Genomic DNA, 19,364 nt, shown 5'->3' on the forward strand with positions numbered 1-19,364 from the left:
GTATAGCCGCCTCTTTGTTGCCTTATTTTTGTTATGGCGTGCTTCAATGCCTTTGTCGGCACAGAACGCGCCGGCATCCCGCAACCTGCTCCCCGTGCCAACTTCAGTGCGGTGGGGAGCCGGCAGCTTAAGTTGGAAAACGTATCTGCGCCCACGGGTGCAGGGCCCGGCTGATACCGCTACCGCCGCCGCCGTGGTGCGCACCTTGTTTCGACTGCACCGCGACGGCAGTGCGTGGCCAGTAGGCACTAATGTGGTGCCCTTTCAAATTCGGTATGGCAAAGTAGGCCGACCAGAAGCTTTTGATGAGGAACGATATAGCCTGCGCGTAACACCAATGGGCATCACGATTGATGCCCCAACTAGCTTGGGCGTGCTGCGGGCATTAGCAACGCTCGAGCAACTTCCTCAGACTGCTGGGCACCACAGTGAACTACCCGAAGTTGATATCCAAGATCAACCCCGCTTTCCGTGGCGAGGACTGCTCATTGACGCCTCGCGGCACTTTATGCCGGTGTCACTTATCAAGCGCAATTTAGATGCTATGGCTGCCGTAAAGCTGAATGTGCTACACTGGCACCTTTCCGACGACCAAGGGTTTCGGGTGGAAAGCAGGGTGCTACCGCGTTTGCATGAAATCAGTGGCCAATATTACACGCAGGCGCAAGTGCGAGAGGTGCTGGCTTACGCGGCTGCCCGTGGTATCCGAGTGTTACCAGAATTCGACGTACCAAGCCACACCATCGCCTGGAATGCGGCCTACCCACAATTAGCATCCAACGACTCCGTGTACACTGTGTATCAGAGTTGGCGGACGGCCAACGTGGCCATGGACCCAACGAAAGAAAGCACTTACGCCTTGCTCGACACTCTTTTCAGGGAGATGACAGCCTTGTTTCCCGACCCGTATTTTCACATAGGGGGCGACGAAAACGACGGCCGACAGTGGCGGCGCAGCCCACGCATCATGGAGTATGCCAAAGCCAACGGCATGCTAAAGGCCGATGGCAAAACGCTGGACAAGCACAAATTGCAAACCTACTTCAACCGCCGGGTGCTGGCCATCGTCACGAACTACAACAAGAAGATGGTTGGCTGGGACGAAATCTTAGGCCCTGGCTTGCCTCAGAATGCGGTCATTCAAAGCTGGCGTGGCAAAAAAGGACTTAACGATGCTGCTCTAGCGGGGCACAGCGCCATCCTCTCCAATGGCTACTACATCGACCTAAACTTTACGGCAGCCACTTACTACGCCAATGACCCACTGCCAGCCGATACTCCCTTAACGTCCGAGCAACAAAAGTTGATTCTAGGCGGTGAGGCCACTATGTGGGCCGAGTTTGCCGACAGTGTAGTAATGGACTCACGGATTTGGCCGCGCACAGCCGCTGTGGCCGAACGGCTTTGGTCGCCGGCCGTTGCTACTCAGGACGTACCAGATATGTACCGTCGTTTAGCGGCTGTTTCCACTCAGCTAGAAAGGCTAGGCTTGCAACATCGCAAGGCGCCGATGCAGCTTCTGTCGCAGATGGGCGGTCCTACGTATCGGGTGCCCTTGCGCACGTTGGCGGAGGTGCTGGAGCCAGTAAAAGAGTATAAGCGCCATTTTCAGGGCTTCACGTACACCCCCCAGACGCCCCTAAACCGCCTTGTAGATGCCGCACCTGCTGAGTCCGATATAGCTAGGCAGTTCAATGATAAAGTGAGTGTTCTGCTTTCCCGTTACGCTCCTGCCAACAAACCTGCGCTCAAAGAGTCCGCCACGAGCGACGCATTAATGGCTGTGCGTGACCAACTTAAACTTTGGGAAACTAACGACACTAAGCTACAGCCTTTGTTTGCCGCTTCCCCCGCTTTGCTAGAGTACGCGCCGCTTTCAAGTCAGCTCCAACGGCTCGCTGCGTTGGGCTTGGAACGGGTGCAGCAACTAGAAAGCGGGCAAGCGCCTACTCCTACCTGGCTAGCTGCCGCCCAAAAGCAACTAGACGCTGCCAAGGCGCCCGCTGGGCAAGCTGAATTGGCCGTACTGCTCGCTATGCGAAAGTTGCTGCAACAAAGCTTGCTCTGATGCGCCGACAGCACGTTTTCTTGGTGCTCGACTTGCTATTCGGTGAGAAGGTTATTGCCTTGTCAGTTGATCATCCGGTGTGGATTGTTGATAGCCTGCTCAACACGCCCGTAGTTCACCAGTTATGGCACCAAAGTAAGCGAGATAAGCAGAGCCACCTGTCGCTGACTCTCTTCAGTCAGATGGAAGGAACTGCTATTGAGCAACGGTTGTGCGACCTTCTTTTGACTATTGACGAGCATCACGGAGAAGCCAGTTTCTGTCGTGAAGAAGCATATACGCGCTTAACCGTGCTGGGGCTAGAGCTAACTCACGCATTAGCGGAAGAACTACTATGTAGCGACTTCCGGGTATATGAGGTATTACTTACTGGCTTCTCAGTGGAAACAACTGCCTCGAGTTCCTAAAACAGCACCGACACTTGCATTCGGCCAGTATGCACCACATTAAGGCCGTTGGCTTTGCGGCCATCATAAGCCAAATTTATGTTCAAGCCGTTGCTGAGGCGTTGTTCCACGTTCAGATTCCAGGTAAAGTTGCTACCTGGACGCAGGGCGTTCAGGATTTCTAAGCCCACTACCGAATTAGGGTCGCCTGCGAAATCAATCCCCACATAACGCGTGCTGGCTGTAATTGTGCGTTTGCTTACTTGACTAACGCGGACCTCAACACCGAGTTCATCAAAAACTCCACGAGCTTTAGTAATCGTGTCGATGGGGGCAGTGTTGTTCTTACTGGTTCGCAGATAAGTACCGGTGAAGCGCAGTGTACCGTTGGGCTGGTAGCTGATTTCGGGGGCGGCTTCGTAGATGAGCAGTCGGAAGTTGCGGCTGTCGAGGTAGTTGGAAGTGCTTTGGCGAATAGTGCGGGAGGTATTTAGGCGTCCCGTGAACGATTGTGCTAAGGTCCGACGCAACAACAGACTTTGGGCGGCGAGGTTGCGGATGTCGGAACCCTGCGAAAGAAGCACTTTCTGCTGAGTTTGCTGCACGCTCAGCTCAGCCCCGAAAATAGGATTCGATCGGTTGAAATACAGCGTGTTGCGTAGCAGCTTGTTCAAGGAAAGTAGCAGCGTGTCTTCCGTTTGAAAAGCAAACGGGTTCAGCCGCGTCGATAAGCTCTTGTCAATCGTGCGCCGATCCAGCGTGACAGTGCTGATGGTGGAAAAGCGGGAAAGCAATTGACGCCAGCCGCCTCCATCGCGCCACGTACGAGGGGCGGCAGTAGTCAGGCGGTAGCTGAACCGGTTGGTGAAAGCAATAATGTAGTCGTCGGTGGGCAAATACACTTTAATGTGCGTCCGGTACACAGCATCGGGCGTTTGCGCTTCCAAAAATTCGTCTCGGTCTTCGCGGCCGTTGAGGGGAGCCGTGTCGCCGCCATAGTAATGGGTACCTTGGCCGTTGGGTACGGGCAAAAACGTGTAGTCGCGCCGCAGTTCGCGACCCGTCGCTACCGAGTAGCTCAGCTCCGACCGTATCTGGTTTTGTAGCAAGCTGGCGTTCCAATCGATTTTGGTGAGTACCGTGCGCTGGCGAGCACTATCGCGGGCAGCTAGGTCGCGGTAGGTGGCTAGCACGGCCAAATCCTGGCTTTTGCCGAGGCGGGTGGCCATCGTTCCCTGCCAAGTTTGAGCGACACCTCGGCGTTGCAACTCACTCTGGTTGGTGTTGGGCGTTTGGTCGCGGCGGTAGGTATAATCAGCACGGAAACGGGTTTTGGCGGAATCCTGGCTCTGGATGAACACGTTGTGCTCGTCGAAGTAATTGGCCGACGACAGTAAAACGGAATCGCCAGAGGGGGCGGCCACGCGGTTCTTATCGAAGCGGTAAGCGTAGCCGGGTATTATGGGGCCTCGCACGTAGCGCGCCGCCGCTTCGCCCCGCGCCCACTCCGACTTACTGGTACCCGCCTTAGAATTCAGCAGAAACAAACTTCCCCGCAATTGTACGCCACCTATCTGCCGGGCCGCATCCAACCAGTGTTGCAAACCATCGGCCTCGCCCGAGCGGAAACGGCGGCTCAGGCGGTAGTTAACGGCGTTATCAGCATCTTTGGTGACGCCTACTGCAAAATTCAGGATGTTATCGGCCCGAGCTTCGCGGCGCGTGGCATTGCCTTGCACGGTGCTGGTCGTGCTCCAGTTGCGGTCAAACTCGATGTCGCGGTACCGGTCAATTGGCGCAAATTCAGGGCTGGTGTACTCGTAGTCGAGGGCGCTACGAAAGCGGTAGTCTTTCAAAAAGCCTAAGCCAGGTAGTTTACGGTCTTGTACCACGTAGCCTACCCGCATGGCGTGCCCTTTATCAGACTCCGGCGAAAACCGGTTCAGGTCCAACTCCGACGAAGCTAGGTCCACAAATACCGTTGAGTTAGCATCCACCTGATAGCTCGCGCCAGCCGAAATAACCTGCTTTTGCAGGGGCGCGGGCAGCAACCGAATCGGCTGATAATTGCCGAGTTTCGGCCCCACATACTCGTACACCCGACCATTGACGCTGGCGTTGGCCACACTCAAACGATAATCGCCGTTGCCCTGGCCTACGTCAGTAAAGCGTACATCGTAAGCTTCCTGCAGCGAGTCCGTCAGATACGTATATACCTCCACTGACTGGCTGCCTACTAGCCGCACGTCGCGGGTGTATTGCACCACCTGCCGGTTGTATTCTCCTTTTTTGCCGCCCGCTACAGTGGCTTGGGGCACATTTTCGCTCAAGTTGCGCAGGGCTACTCTGTCAAGGCTGTCGAGTACTAAGTTCGGTGAGTTGTCGGGGTTATCTGCTTCGCGGTAGAAGTTGCCGTGCAACGCTAGCCGGCCCAATTGCTGGTAATGGCTGGCGGAGTAGAGCGAGCGGGCGTAGTTGAAGTCGGAGTACTCGAAGTCAATCTTAATGCGCGAATTGCTGGTAATGAGGTGCTGCGGCGAAAACGTGACTTCTGCTTGATTGTAGTCGATGACGTAGTCGTTGTCGAAGCCTCGCGTCATCAGCCGACCATCGAGGTATACCCGCTCGGAGTTGGCTAGCACAATGATAAATTGCTCGCCATTGGGCCCACGTAACCGGTACGGACCTTGCACGTTCTCGATGGGAGCTACATCGATGCTGGCGAATTTGCCCTTGGCCACCCCGCCCGCCACCGTAGTGGAGGACCGAATCGGGCCGTGCCGCCCTTGCTCCACCGTGCTAGCCGTGCCTGATACTACCCCGGCCGGCTCAGTACCAGGGGGCAAAACCTGGCCGGGTGCAGTAGGCAGTATGCTGCTCGGGGCAGCAGTGGGGCTCATAGCTGGCGTTTGCCCGCCGTTGGTAATAGTGGTAGTGGAATACGTACCCGGATTGATGCCTGGGTAATTGGGCAGCGGCGTTAACTGGGGCGTGCTAAAGCCACTTAATCCCACGCCGGGCTGTCCCATATTCACTTCTAGAGCAGCGCCCTGTACGTTTTTATAGAAGCGCAGGAAGTAATCAGGCTTGTTGCGCAGCACTACGTCGCCGGCGGTCAGGTTCCAGCGCTGGCTGGTAAGCGTGATGTAGATTCGGTCGAATTCCTGGAGTTGCTGAGTATTGCCTTCGGGCTGAAATGGAACGCTTTGGTCACTGATGGCCGCCGTCAGGTTGATATTGTCGGTGAGTTTGCCTTCAAGCTGCAAGTTGAGCGAGGAGTTGACAAACACGTTCTGAGAGTTGCCAAAACTAATGCCGCGGGCCAAATTGCCGGTTTTGTTGATGCCCGGCGTGCTCAGAATTTGCTCTTTCACCGTAAAGTCCTGCGCGCCCAAGTTGCGCCGCGGAAAGTCTGCACTGTCGAGCAAACCTCGTGGACGCCGAAACTGGGGTGCCGCTAGTCGCAACGGCAGCACCCGATAACATACTAGCACCGAATCCAGGCCCGGCAGCACAAGATCAGGTTCGCCCGGGTCTGGGGCGGGTACGCGGCGGGGCTGACTGTAGCGGTACCGGTCGGTGCGGGCGTCATAGGCCACAGCGCGCCCGTTGATGCTGACTGAGGTAGGCACCACAGTTAGCGTATCGGACAAAGTGAATTCGGTGAAATCTTGATCGGAAGCGAGGCGCACCCACACGCACCGGCGCGTGTTGGGTGGTAGTTCGGGCCGCTGCTGAGCCCAGGCGGCGGCCGTGCCACACATACAAGTCAGCAGCAGCCAAAAGCGCAGAAAGCGGGGCGTAAAACTGCTGATCATCGAAGGCAATTAAATACAAAGGTAAGCAGGCTCAACAACGTACAAGGACACCATATTCGTGCCGAGCTTCGTTACCAGTTGTTCCTATCTAATCTCACACTCAGTTACTTCACAAGCTCAGCAGGCCAAATTTTATAGCCGCTAGCAGATATACTTTACAATATTTTTATTGCTTTCCGTAGCTAGTTATCTCTTCGGAACTCATTCTCAGTTTCCTTAGCCGGCCAACGGCAGCTCTATATAGAAAACGGTACCGCTGCCTTCCTGCGTTTCGAACCAGATGCTGCCGCCAGCACTTTCAATACCGCGCTTCACCACTGCTAACCCAATACCGGAACCAGTCTCTTTTGTAGTGAAATTAGGAACGAATATTTTTTCGCGGACAGACTCTGAAATACCGGCTCCGTTGTCTTGAATACCAATACGCACACGGCCCTCTAACTGAATTTGCAGACACACCTCGATAACTGCCACTCGTTCTTTCGGCACTGCTTGCAGGGCATTGATGAGCAAATTATTGAATGTCCGCACCAGCAAATTCTCGTCGGCAAATACCATAACCGGCTCCTCCCCTACTGGCATTATGAGCGTGATGCGGGCATCGGGGCGGCTTCCTTGGTGCAACTCCACGCAACGGCGGACTACCTGCACCACATTTAGCCGCGTAGGACGCATAGCGGGCAGGTTGGTAAAGTTGGAAAACGAGGTTGCAATGTCCGTCAGAACATCGATCTGCGTGATAAGCGTTTGAGAAACCTTGCCTAGCAGCTCGTTGATGTTGGGTCGGTCGTCTTGAATAGCGCGCTGCAAGAACTGCAAGCTCAGCTTCATGGGCGTAAGCGGGTTCTTGATTTCATGCGCCACTTGCCGCGCCATTTCACGCCACGCCGCTTCCTTTTCTTGCACGGCCAGTTCCTGCTTGCTTTGTTCTAGCTTTAGCAGCATAGTGTTGTATTCGCGCACTAGTAGTCCAATTTCGTCGTTGGACTGATAATCCAGCATTTCGTTTTGCCCGGTGAGCGTGGTTTGCTTCAGCTTTTCGGTAAGCAGCTTAAGCGGATTGGTGAGTACCCGGGAAGCCACGAAAGCTAGCACCAGGAACAGAATAAACATCACCGTGAACGTGTTCAGGATGATGGCAATCAAATCCACCAGTTTGTTGTCGAGGTCTTTCTCGGAGTCGAAGAAGGGAATGCCCACGTAGCCTAGCACGGCACTAGCGCGCTCGTCGGCGTCGGCAGCGGCCCGCAGAGGCAAGTACAGCGTGTTAAACGACAGCGAACCGGCTCGCTCCACCAGCAACACCCGGGGCTTCACTTGCTCTTTCAATCCGGCCACTGCCTGCGGATTCATCAGTTCCCCCAGCAGCCCCGACTCGAAAATGATCGGCTGGCTGCTTACCAGCAGGTTACCATGCGAATCGTAGAGGTTGAGGTCGGTTTCAGTAAGCGCCGACACGTTATCGGCCAAAGCCAGGAGGTCAGCCCGACTAGCCGAATCAGCCAATAGCCGGCTATTTTCGAGCAGGTTGTCTTGCACGGCCCGCCCGCGCCGCTCGTAGGTGCGCCGCAGGTCGCGCTGATACGAATTCTTCACTTGGCTGATGGTAGCCACGCTTACCACTACCAGAGGCAACATAATTCCAAGGTTCAGGAAAAGTTGAATCTTAGTGCTGAAATTTGTGCGAAATACATCCAGATATGCCCCCTGACCTAACAAGTAAAACCCGCTGGAGACCAGCACGAAGAAAGCATGGAGCAGGAACAGGAATGAGAAGTTGGATAGCCAATCGGCAAAACCATAAGTGGCGGTGGTGACCACTACCGTACGCTGCTGCGTTTCGTCGCGCAAGGCGAAGTGGTGAAACCGACCTACTACAAGACCGGTCTGGTACAAACGCGGATTCTGATAGAGCTCAGGTGTCAGACGGTTTATATAGTCGTAATCGCCTTCGCTATATACCAATTGGTCGTTTTCATAGCCAGCATAACTCAAATCAGCTCCTAAACCTGGCTGGAAGAACTTCTGATCAACCAGGAGTTCTGGTACCACACTGTAGGTGGTCAGCTTTTTCAAGGTAAGCTCCAACAGTACAGTAGTGCTGCCTTTCGCAGTAGGAACCGTTATAAAGTCAACGTAACGCCGAGTGCTGAAAGAATTGCTACCCCGCACCAGAAACAGATTCAGCTGATCGGTGCGAGTAGCAGAGCGCAACAAACGGCTGCGCATCTCAGGCAAGGTTTCGGAATTTGGCTCCCCTCCTATCGGTTTACCAGCAGGATTGAAAATAGAAACGGCTATTTCATACTTGTCGAAATAGTCGCGCAGGTAATGCTTTACAATTCGCTGGCGCACCATTTCTGCATTAACAACGGGACCTGGCAGCATAGTGCGCAGTATCATCGTGCGCAAAAGATGGTCGGCTGCCATTTCGTGGCCTCGCTCGTTCAACAGAAACTCCCCCTCCAAATCGTTTTCTACAAGCAAGTTGCCGGCCAACGTCTGCTTATTAAGCATAAGCTGCCTATCGAAGTGCTCGAACAAGGCCAACGCTCCCACGGCCGAGCTGATACTGAGCATCAGAAACAAGAACAGGTAGGTCTGATACGGTATCATAGCCGCCACGCTGCGCAGACTAGTAAGCCGCAAGAAAAAGAAGAACAGCACTGTAATTCCTAGCAGCACATAATCGACTTGCCCGAGCGCTATTCCTATAGGCAACACTACCAGCGCACTTAAGCCCAGTGATATTACCCCAAAACGCCGCGTTTCAATTCGTACAGTAGCCTCAAATAACTGAGCTAACACGTAGAAGCCGGCCAAATAGGCTCCTGTATGCAGCACAATGGCCAAACACAGCAGTGCCTTGAAGCCTGAAACGGAAATATCCTGCGTGACATCAACAATGATTTGAGAATTGCTGAAGCAATTGGAGTAAAACTCAAACAACAGTTCTAGCAGCCCAAAAAAGCTGAATACCAGCACTGCTCCCAACATTACCCGCGTATGAACCTGGGTTACCCGCTCAGGCCATTGTCCCACTCTGTACCTCTGAAACAGCACCAAAGCGTAGCCTGCCGCAACCGTTAGCAGCAAGGCATTGATAAGTAAGTCGCCGAGCGAGGGAGAAAGCCAGGAAGCTGCGTATACCCGCGGGTTGAAGAGGGAAAGCTCGATAAAGGAGAAAGGCAAGCCAAAATGCAGTAACATGGCTCGCAGTACTCCCAACGGCACCACCACAATCAACGCTCCCGCTAGTTCTCGCTGTGCCTGGAAAAGGCGCCTTCCCCATATCACCCAAGCTGCTATGTACAAGCCGAGGCCCAACAACATCAAAGCCAGAGGCAAGTACTTAACCGCTACGGGATTTGGCTGCAGGCTTTCCAACGAAAACAGATAGTTGCCTTCATTGGAATACAGCCTCGGCAGGCTAGATCGGCCGCCATCGGCAACTAACCGCAGGTTAAGGCCCCGAAATAGTGCCCTCTCAGCTCCTTCGCGCAAATAACGGTTGCTTATACCATAGCTTTCTTCAAGCGGGATGTAGGTAAGCACCACGTATGGGCCCGCCACGTGCCGTAATGCCAAGTAGTGCCCAAACTGCATAACCACGAGCTTTTCGTGGAAGTCTTGCTGGGCATTTGAACGGTTGGGGCGAACCGTATGGTCAGACCAATACAAAAGCTGGTTGCCACGAAATATAAAGCAAGGGTAAGTGGTTTGCTCTACTAGATTCTCGAAATTAAGCTTGCCTGCCTGCACTTGTGCGGCTACGGCTGCAGCTTCCTGCTCGGCATCAGTTTCGGCGTCCATTACCAACCGTTGCAATCGGGCCGCATCGGTGCGCAGCAGTACGCCGGGTACCTGGCCGTACTTGTTGCCCAGGTAAGCCCCCACAAAACACAGAAGAGCGGCCAGCAACAGAGCCAGCGGCAGTGACCGAAAAAGCTTCAAAAGAAAGGGACTAAGGCAATAGCGCGTTGCACCACACAAACTGGCACCTAACAAAAATGCCGCCAAATGGCGGCATTTCCTATTTTCATTGGCATAGACTTATCTATGAAGGTGGCTCACTTATCAGAGTTGAATCGTAGCGGATACCGGCGAAGAAATAAAGCATCACCACCCGTGCGTAGCGGAAGAGCAACGGTGTCAACGCCACCACAATAACAGCCACCGCTGTGATATACACCCACACTGGCGGGTCATTGGCTAAATAGTATAAGAGTATGCCTGTAAGAAAGACTATACCCGTAGAGAAGCCATAGCTGATGTACATGGCGCCCCAGTAAAACCCTACCTCTGGCTCGTAATACTGACCACAAGCTACGCAGTCTTCATACATCTCATCGAACTTACGCAGATTCCACGCCGAGTACTTGAACAGCGGCCCGTGATGGCAGCGTGGGCACCTTTGGGCCACCATTGCCAACAGCGCAGAATCAACGGCTGCCATTACTTGCTCATGGCTTTATTTCGAGGATGCGTGTTACGATACCAAAAATAGCCGACAGCTCCCATCAAGAGGTACGGAATGGCAGCCATGTATAAGATGCCTTTATTTAAGCCCGAGAAATCGTAGCCATCCTTCTCTGTGCGTGATGATTCTACCTGCGTTTTGCACATAGTGCATTGCGCATTAACTGCCAAGGGAGCCAGGCTAAACAACAGGCCGAGCACCACTGCAAAAAACGAGTTTACTACTAGCTTCTTCATACTATTTCCAACAACGTAGGGTAAGCAAAGTTTCCTTGCCTAGGTGTAGTACGGCGAAATCATGAAATACACGATAACGCCTGTAACTGATACGTACAGCCACACCGGGAATGTCCAGCGAGCAATGCGACGGTGCTTCTCGAATTGCTGTGTGAGGGCAAAATAGAGTGTAAATAGCACCAAGCCCACCGTGACAATAGCCAGCGTGATATGAGTAAGCAACAAAAAGAAATACACGTACCGAATAGCCCCCTCCCCGCCAAACTTGGTGCTGGCCTCCTGTGAGTGATATATCACATAGGAAATTAGAAAAAGAGAGCTAATCAGAAAGGCCGTACCCATCATAGCACGGTGCTGCAACACTTGCTTGTTGCGGATGAACATATAGCCGACTACCAAGCAGATTGCAGTCAGCGAATTGAGCACTGCGTTCAGAGCAGGTAAAAATTTCACTTGTGCCCCGGGTATCCGGAAGGTTTCGGGGAAGTAGTAAAGTACGGCTACTACTAGCGGCACGGCCGCGGCCAATATGCCTAAGGTTACTTTGTACTTGGTGTAGTCGCCGGGTTCGAGAGCCGGCTTACTGATTGTGGTCATAAGTGTAGAGCAGCACGTTGATTTCCGTCATGAGGCGGTCCACATCTTTGGCCTTAGTACCATCGTAAATGCCGCGCACGCGCTTATCACGGTCTACGAGGTACAAGTTTTGGCTGTGCACGATACCTGGAGCCACACCACTAGGAGCAGGCAGCCGAAACTCCTCGGTAACTAACCGGTAAATAGCCGATTTGTCACCAGTGAGAAAAAACCACTTCCCGGCAATAGCACCAAATTGTTCGGCATAACGCCCCAAAGCCGCCACCGAATCGTGAGCAGGGTCCACCGTATAGGAAACCAATTTTACGCGCGGTTCGTGCCGAAATTTCTCTTGTATCCGCGCCATTTGGCTGTTCATTTGAGGACAGGCGCCAGGGCAAGTGCTGTAAAAAAAATTAGCTATATACAAGCCATCGCCTAAATCCTTCTGCGAAATCGAGCGACCAGATTGCGAGGCCAATTGAAAATCAGCTACCCTATGAAAAACAGTATCGCGCCGCCACTTTCCCTCTACCAACGTCGAATCAACTCGGTCAGGCAAGAAAGTGGGCAGCGCGTAACGGTTGGCTCCGAACGTGTAGAGAAACACGAAAGCCAGTACTGGGACCAATAACATAAGGCCCAACAACAGGACGTGTTTGGGCCTCATGTAATTAGTTGAAGGCGTTCTGGATGGCTTGGCCGCTGTATGTTCCTTCAGAAACCAGAGCAATCAGCAACCAAATGAGAAGCGCCATTGGGATAAGAACAGTCCAAATAAGCGCTTTCACTTCATGCTTCAAGTGCATGAACTCAGCCACGATGAAGAAGGCCTTGAAAATGGTCAGAATAATGAAAATAGAGTTGCGAAGTGTGCTCGGATTCATCAAGAATACGAATACGAACTCCAGCGCCGTGATACCTACCAAGACAAAAAAGGTCTTCCAGATCCAAGCTACATTTGGCTTTGGAATCTCCCCAGCTGGTACCGGTTCGGTGTTTGCGTGATTAGCCATTGGGTGAATGATTTGATAATTGAATCATTAAATAGTTGGTTGCTCAACGGCCTGTCAAAACATCCAGCCCTTTAACAATTCAACTATTCGAAAATTAAACGAGGTAGAAGAAGGTGAAAACAAACACCCATACGAGGTCTACAAAGTGCCAGTAGAGGCCTACTTTCTCAACCATTTCGTAGTGCCCACGATTGTGAAAGGTATCGTTTGTGGTAGCGATGAAGCAGTAAACCAAAAGGCAAACCCCTGAGAATACGTGCGTACCGTGGAAACCCGTAATGAAGAAGAACAGATCAGCGAATAGCACCGGACCATACTGATTCTGCGCTAGGTTGGCTCCATGAAACACAGATCCATCAGCCATCAGCGTGCCCTCCTCATGTCCACCGATGAAGTGGCTCCACTCCCAAGCCTGAGAACCAAGGAAAGTTGCGCCAAAAAGAATAGTCCACAGCAACCACTTCTGCACATCCTGCTTGTCCATGCGGTGACCGGCTTCTACAGCCAATACCATCGTCACGGAGCTGAAGATCAGAATCATGGTCATTAAAGCCACAAACGCCAACGGCAACTCTGTTCCGTGCATGCCAGGGAAGGCATTGAACACTTGATCTGGAACAGGCCAGTAAGCCGTCGAGAACTTGAATGCTTTACCAGCGGCAGCGTCGAAAGCAGGGTAACGATGGCGAATCAGGCCGTACGTGGTCAGAAAAGCAGCGAACGTGAAAGCGTCCGACAGCAGAAAGAACCACATCATTAGCTTGCCATAGCTAGCTTTAAAGGGTTCGTTGCCACCGTCCCAGTTGCCGCTCCGAGGCCGATCAGTGGCGGAGGAGGCAGTGGTTTGGGGCTGCGTCGTGATAGTGGTGGACATAGTGTGCGGGGTAAGACGAAACTAGTGGTTCAAAAGTAGGAACAAATACAAGTACAACCAAAGCCCGCCGAGGAAGTGCCAGAAGATGGTCACGTTACCAATAGAGAGCATCTGCCGCGAATGCACTTGATAGTTAAAGCTTTTGCGTAATACGCGCAGCAAAAAAATCAGCCCGGTAATTAAGTGAAAAGCGTGTACTCCCATCAGTACGTACAGGAATGAGCCCGACGGATTAGCATCAACGCCACCGAAGTGAATCTTGTTACGCACTAGTTCGCCCCACACATTCCACTGGCCTACTAAAAATACGAGGCCAAGTACAAAAGTGATTAGAATACCTATCTGCACACGACGCAATTCGTCTTTGCGTGCTGAAGCATAGGCCCACTGAATGCTGGCACTGCTTAGAAGAATAATGATGCTGGTGTACAGCAGACCATGTGGTAGATCAAACTCCAACCAGTTACCTTCTTCGCGCCGCACAATGTAGGCGCTAGTATAGGCAGCAAATATCATTGTGCTGCTTACCATCATGAGCCAGAGTAGCACACGCAATGGATGGGTTCCAATGGCGGGCTCTCGGTCTTTAAGAATCTCTAATTCTGAGGAATGCATGGCAGAAAATTGTATGTTTTTGAGCGACGCTCAGCTTATATGAAACACTCGCAGCGGAAATGTAGTTTGCATTTTCCTCACATCTCCACTGATTTTTCTCGGCTTACATCTTGTCAAGAACCAGCGCGATTTGCACGATGGGCAGATATAAAAAAGAACCAAACATGATCCGCATAGCTGCCTTTTTAGTGCAAGTACGCATCAAGTAAAGCGTCTGCATCAAGAACAATACCCCACAAAGAACAGCAATCAAAGCTGACGTTTTACCTGCCATGTTAAATTGCAGAGGCAGCAAGCTTAGTGGAATAAGCAGCAACGTATAGGTCATGATCTGGAAAGCAGTGCGTAGGTCCTTTTGGCCCGGAGATGGGAGCATCTTAAATCCAGCGGCTTTGTAATCGTCATCAAGCACCCAAGCAATAGCCCAAAAGTGAGGAAACTGCCACATGAATTGAATACCAAACAACACCCACGCTTCAGGCCCTAAGATGCCGGTGGCGGCTACGTAGCCGATAAGAGGCGGCATACCTCCCGGAATAGCTCCCACTGCCACACAAATCGGCGAAATGGTCTTTAGAGGGGTGTAAATGAAGCCATAGAGTATGAGCGAAATCAATGACAGCGCCGCTGCTAATGGGTTAAAGTAATAGGTTAATATGCCTAGCCCCACTACACCCATTATTACCGTAAATACCCACGCCTCAGTGACACTTAGGACACCTTGTGGCAAAGGGCGTTTAGCTGTTCGCTTCATCAGTTTATCGAGATCTATCTCGTAAATCTGATTGATAGTATTAGCTGCTCCCGTTACGGCCAGCCCACCTACCATTACAAGCAGTGCTTTACCCCAATCGAAAGCTTGGACTCCGAGCAGGTACCCGATGGCGCTTGAAAAAGCTACCGTCAGCGCCAACCGGAATTTTATTAACTGAAAATATGCCCTGGCTTTGGTCATCAGTGGGTAAAACAACGCAACCGGCGGATAGACTCCGAACCGGGCCGCAAAGTTACGCAACAACACTTGCATAAGCGGCCTGTGGTTGCGTTTTAGCTTGGCGAGCATAGCGGATAATTGTCAAGAACTGTGCACCAAACAAAATAGTAGCTACTGTAAGGTGTACAGGTTGTACGGTAGCAGGAAGCGCTAAGTAAGCCAACGTAACTCCCGCTAGTATTTCCAGTCCAAGTAGTCCCATTGTTACGGTAACTAAGCGCTGTAGCTGTGCATTTCGGGTTTGGTACAACTGATACCCTATGTATACATTGAGCACAAGTAGTATCAGTGAAAAAGAGCGATGTATTTTGAAGATGTTGCCCAACTGATCTATCCAACCCACCCGGTTTAGATAATTAGCAGCCGTGGCTACTACATCTACTTGCTCTCGAACTTGAGTGCCAAGGACGATCTGCCCAAAGGTCAACAAAGTAGTCAGCCAAAGGAGTGGCAGTAGCTTATTAGGAAGAACTTTCTGCCCTAACACCAAATCACCCTGCCCCTGCTGTGAGCGATCAACAGCATAAATCAGCATGGCTACAATCAGCAAGGCCAAGGCCATATGCACCGTCACAAGTTCCGGCAGAAGATTAGTAGACACCACTAGAGATCCTAACCACCCTTGAAAGCCAGTGAGCAAAAAGGAGGCAAAAGCCAGCCAAAACACAACTCGGTCACGCCGCCAATAAGGCAGTGCCAATACAACTGTCAAAAAAATGAATACCCCAATCAAGGCTCCCAGCAACCGGTTTACATATTCAATCCAAGTTTTTGTGGCATTGAAATCTGTTTCGATAAATTGAGTGGGATGCGCGAATATCTGGCTTGCTACCTGCTTAAAGCCGAGACGCTCTAAAGTTTTAGCCAGTTTCTGATTCTTAGCAACGCGCTGTGCAGTGTATATCTCTTTGTAACCAGCAGGCAGTTCACTCACTTGCGTTGGTGGAACCCATGTACCAAAACATTTAGGCCAATCGGGGCACCCCATGCCTGATCCAGTACTTCTAACAATTCCCCCTACTAGAATCAGCAGATACACAGATACCACTGTCAGGATGCCAAAAAACCGAAAGCGGCGTACAAAAGCAGGTTGAGTCATTTGGTATTTCTTATTGCTACTGTTGACATATAAGTAACAGCGAACATCAGCTTTTGGTGTCGATTATTGCCTTTAACTACACAATTCGTGTTGGCAGACCCTAGGGTAAAACAAAACGGGCCGCCGTAAGTACAGCGGCCCGTTTAGGGAGTTCTTAGCAAAAACAATTACTCATTCTCGTTCTCGTAGGGCAAATTCGAAGACTGAGTTTTCGAATAAGGTACGTTCTGCGGAATAAAGTCTTCTACTGCTCCAGGCTTGCTATAGTCATAAGGCCAACGGTATACAGCAGGAATTTCGCCAGGCCAGTTACCGTGACCAGGTACTACCGGTGTAGTCCACTCTAGCGTAGTAGAACGCCAAGGGTTTTCTGTGGCCCGACGGCCACGGAAGATGCTGTAGAAGAAGTTGAAGACAAAAATGAACTGAGCGAAAAATGCCAAGATGGCGGCAATCGAGATGAACTTGTTCAAGTCAGCGAACTGGCTGAACATCTCGAAACCAGTCCATGCATAGTAGCGGCGGGGGAAACCGGCGATACCTACATAGTGCATTGGCAAGAACACCAAGTAAACACCGATGAAAGTAAGCCAGAAGTGGATGTAGCCAAGCTTCTCATCCATCATGCGGCCGAACATCTTCGGGAACCAATGATACACTCCTGCAAACAAACCAAAGAACGCTGAGCTACCCATTACTAAGTGGAAGTGAGCTACCACGAAATAGGTGTTGTGCATCTGAATATCAAGAGCGGCGTTTCCAAGGATGATACCTGTCAGACCACCTGAAATGAACAGCGACACGAAACCAATGGAGAACAACATGGCCGAAGTAAAGCGGATGTTACCACGCCATAAGGTAGCTAGCCAGTTAAAAGTCTTCACAGCCGAAGGCACCGCAATGATGAGCGTCAAGAACATGAACACTGAGCCCAGGAACGGATTCATACCTGTCACGAACATGTGGTGAGCCCATACAACGAAAGAGAGCAAGGAGATACCGAGCAGCGAACCAATCATAGCACGGTAGCCGAAGATAGGCTTACGAGAGTTTGTAGCCAGAATCTCTGATACCATGCCCATAGCGGGCATGATCACGATATACACCTCAGGGTGACCCAAGAACCAGAACAAATGCTGAAACAGAATGGGGCTACCACCCGTGTTAGGCAACGCCTGACCAGCAATGTAGATGTCGGATAGGAAGAAGCTGGTACCGAAGCTACGGTCGAAGATGAGCAGCAACGCGGCTGAGAACAGCACTGGGAAAGCAAGCAATCCAAGAATAGCCGTGAGGAAAAACGCCCAAATTGTGAGCGGCAACTTGCTCATGCTCATGCCGCGGGTACGCAGGTTGATTACGGTAGTGATGTAGTTAACTCCACCAAGCAACTGCGATACGATAAACAATGCCATCGACACTAACCACATCGTCATGCCCATGCCAGAACCAGGGATAGCCTGAGGCAATGCGCTTAACGGCGGATAGATAGTCCAACCAGCTGCAGCCGGGCCAGTTTCCAAGAAAATAGACAAGAACATAATAACGCTCGACGTAAAGAAGAACCAATACGAGAGCATGTTCATAAAGCCTGAAGCCATGTCACGGGCTCCAACTTGCAGCGGAATCAGGAAGTTAGAAAACGTACCAGAGAGACCCGCCGTCAGCACAAAGAATACCATGATGGTACCGTGCATCGTCACCAACGAGAGATAAAACTCTGGATTCAGCTTACCAGCCTCTACCCATTTGCCTAACACTGGTGTCAACCATGCCATTGTTGACTCGGGCCAGCCGAGTTGCAAACGGAAAATGCTGGACAAAGTACCACCTAGAATAGCCCAGAAAATACCTGTAATCAGGAACTGCTTGGCAATTACTTTGTGGTCGGTGCTAAATACATACTTGAACAGCCAATGCTGATCGTGATGGTGGTCGTCATGTAGCGCATGCTCATGGTGTGTGGTACTCGGTTCAGTTACACCGATACCCCCTTGCACCTGCGCTTGATTAGGAAGATTAGCAGCCATATATGGAGCGTGCAATTAACTAAGTGAAATTATAGCGAAGCTTTAGTAGCAGGCATAGCTACCGCGGCAGCCGCCTCCTTTACAACCAGCTTTTCTTCCTTCTGTTTGAAAGAAGCCAATACATCTGGGTTTTGCTCAGAGAAGGACTTCTGCTGAGCATACCAGGCCACATAATCGTCTGGCTCGTCTACTACAATGGTGAATTTCATTGCAAAGTGCCCACGGCCGCAAATTTGATTGCAAGCAAGCTCATAGTTGAACTTTGGGTTGCCTAATTGGGCCCGCATCTCATCAGTTGACTTTGTAGGCGTAAACCAAAATTTGGTTGGCATACCAGGCACAGCGTACATCTGTACCCGGAAGTGAGGCATGTACACAGCATGCAATACATCGCGCGAGCGAATCTTCAGCAAAACGGGGTGACCCTTTGGTACGTGAATTTCACCGGGCACAAAGTCATCAAGACCAGCTTTATCTGAGAGATCAAAGCCAAATTCGTTGGTAGCGTCAATAAGACGGTAGTTTACAACTCCAAGCTTCATGTCGCGGCCAGGGTAGCGCACCAACCAGTTGAACTGTTTGCCCATTACTTCTAACACAACAGCATCTTTAGGCGCTGGACCAGTAATACGAGTCCACTCTTTCCAACCAGCGAAAACCAATGCAGCCATCACGATGGCCGGAATTACCGTCCAGATGATCTCGATCTTGTTATTGTGCGGGAAGAAGTATGCACGACGTCCTTCCTGATGCTGATACTTATAAGAGTATACAAACAGCAAGACTTGAGTCAAGACAAACACAATCCCGATGATAATCATTGTGGTCCAAAACATCCGCTCCGTGGCATGGCCATGAACAGAAGCAATGGGTGGATTCATCTTGTCATAGTTGTCGCCAAACGACCAAGCGAAGGCGGCACCACCTACGACCATGAATACAAGCATCAATATTCCGTTTACACGGTTACTAGTGCCAAACTCGCGAGCTGAACTACCAGAAAAAATTGAAGTCAGAATCTGGAGCCGAAACAGTAGGCCAAATACGACCAGCAACAACACCAGCACCAACAAAATACTAAGAGCAGTCATTCTGTAGAAATTAGAAGAGGGAATTTAGAGCTTAGAGCTTGCCAACCTAGACTAAACAAATAATCTAAACTTTAAGCTCCA

At 51.3% G+C, this 19,364-nt stretch carries 15 protein-coding genes; 2 read left to right on the forward strand and 13 right to left on the reverse strand.

From position 1 onward, the window contains the following. The first annotated feature begins 52 nt into the window (after nt 1-52). Together MUN86_RS16990 and MUN86_RS16995 are read left to right on the forward strand one after the other, a co-directional pair. Entirely contained in the window at nt 53-2,068 is a 2,016-nt protein-coding gene (locus MUN86_RS16990; protein WP_245119244.1) for a beta-N-acetylhexosaminidase, read from the forward strand. Then, nucleotides 2,068-2,475 carry a hypothetical protein gene (locus MUN86_RS16995; RefSeq protein WP_245119245.1) on the forward strand — a complete coding sequence of 136 codons (408 nt, stop codon included), beginning with the start codon at nt 2,068-2,070 and terminating at the stop codon, nt 2,473-2,475. The genes MUN86_RS16990 and MUN86_RS16995 overlap by 1 nt, the downstream gene beginning before the upstream one ends. Here the strand turns inward: MUN86_RS16995 and MUN86_RS17000 are convergent. The 13 genes from MUN86_RS17000 to MUN86_RS17060 form a co-directional block, all read right to left on the reverse strand. Further along, nucleotides 2,472-6,272 (reverse strand): DUF8818 domain-containing protein, encoded by a 3,801-nt coding sequence (locus MUN86_RS17000; RefSeq protein ID WP_245119246.1) that lies wholly within the window; start codon nt 6,270-6,272, stop codon nt 2,472-2,474. The genes MUN86_RS16995 and MUN86_RS17000 overlap by 4 nt on opposite strands. Nucleotides 6,273-6,488: 216 nt before the next feature. Next, nucleotides 6,489-10,226 carry a sensor histidine kinase gene (locus MUN86_RS17005; RefSeq protein WP_245119247.1) on the reverse strand — a complete coding sequence of 1,246 codons (3,738 nt, stop codon included), beginning with the start codon at nt 10,224-10,226 and terminating at the stop codon, nt 6,489-6,491. 103 nt (nt 10,227-10,329) lie between these two features. Further along, nucleotides 10,330-10,728: a DUF983 domain-containing protein gene (locus MUN86_RS17010; protein WP_245119248.1), complete on the reverse strand. Its 399-nt coding sequence runs from the start codon at nt 10,726-10,728 to the stop codon at nt 10,330-10,332. After that, a complete protein-coding gene (locus tag MUN86_RS17015; RefSeq protein ID WP_245119249.1) occupies nt 10,728-10,988 on the reverse strand; it encodes a CAMCR motif-containing small membrane protein in 261 nt (86 codons plus the stop codon). The genes MUN86_RS17010 and MUN86_RS17015 overlap by 1 nt, the downstream gene beginning before the upstream one ends. 39 nt (nt 10,989-11,027) lie before the next feature. Beyond that, the gene (locus tag MUN86_RS17020) at nt 11,028-11,585 is read right to left on the reverse strand and encodes a DUF420 domain-containing protein (RefSeq protein ID WP_245119250.1); all 558 of its coding nucleotides are present in this window, start codon (nt 11,583-11,585) and stop codon (nt 11,028-11,030) included. Beyond that, nucleotides 11,569-12,201 carry an SCO family protein gene (locus tag MUN86_RS17025; protein WP_245119251.1) on the reverse strand — a complete coding sequence of 211 codons (633 nt, stop codon included), beginning with the start codon at nt 12,199-12,201 and terminating at the stop codon, nt 11,569-11,571. The genes MUN86_RS17020 and MUN86_RS17025 overlap by 17 nt, the downstream gene beginning before the upstream one ends. A gap of 37 nt (nt 12,202-12,238) precedes the next feature. Then, a complete protein-coding gene (locus MUN86_RS17030) occupies nt 12,239-12,580 on the reverse strand; it encodes a cytochrome C oxidase subunit IV family protein (RefSeq protein WP_245119252.1) in 342 nt (113 codons plus the stop codon). Between the two features lie 94 nt (nt 12,581-12,674). Continuing rightward, on the reverse strand, nt 12,675-13,454 hold the full coding sequence (locus MUN86_RS17035; RefSeq protein ID WP_245119253.1) for a cytochrome c oxidase subunit 3: 780 nt from the start codon (nt 13,452-13,454) through the stop codon (nt 12,675-12,677). A gap of 21 nt (nt 13,455-13,475) precedes the next feature. Next, nucleotides 13,476-14,069: a cytochrome c oxidase subunit 3 gene (locus MUN86_RS17040; protein ID WP_245119254.1), complete on the reverse strand. Its 594-nt coding sequence runs from the start codon at nt 14,067-14,069 to the stop codon at nt 13,476-13,478. A gap of 103 nt (nt 14,070-14,172) precedes the next feature. Then, entirely contained in the window at nt 14,173-15,024 is an 852-nt protein-coding gene (cyoE, locus tag MUN86_RS17045; RefSeq protein WP_245125780.1) for a heme o synthase, read from the reverse strand. A gap of 52 nt (nt 15,025-15,076) precedes the next feature. Next, complete coding sequence (locus MUN86_RS17050; RefSeq protein WP_245119255.1) at nt 15,077-16,162, reverse strand: COX15/CtaA family protein; 1,086 nt, start codon at nt 16,160-16,162, stop codon at nt 15,077-15,079. A 167-nt stretch (nt 16,163-16,329) separates the two neighbouring features. Continuing rightward, complete coding sequence (locus tag MUN86_RS17055; RefSeq protein ID WP_245119256.1) at nt 16,330-18,192, reverse strand: cytochrome c oxidase subunit I; 1,863 nt, start codon at nt 18,190-18,192, stop codon at nt 16,330-16,332. 29 nt (nt 18,193-18,221) lie between these two features. Beyond that, nucleotides 18,222-19,259 (reverse strand): cytochrome c oxidase subunit II, encoded by a 1,038-nt coding sequence (locus MUN86_RS17060; RefSeq protein WP_311181717.1) that lies wholly within the window; start codon nt 19,257-19,259, stop codon nt 18,222-18,224. Between the last annotated feature and the right edge of the window lie 105 nt (nt 19,260-19,364).

Source organism: Hymenobacter volaticus, from assembly GCF_022921055.1.
GTDB classification, from domain to species: Bacteria; Bacteroidota; Bacteroidia; order Cytophagales; family Hymenobacteraceae; genus Hymenobacter; species Hymenobacter volaticus.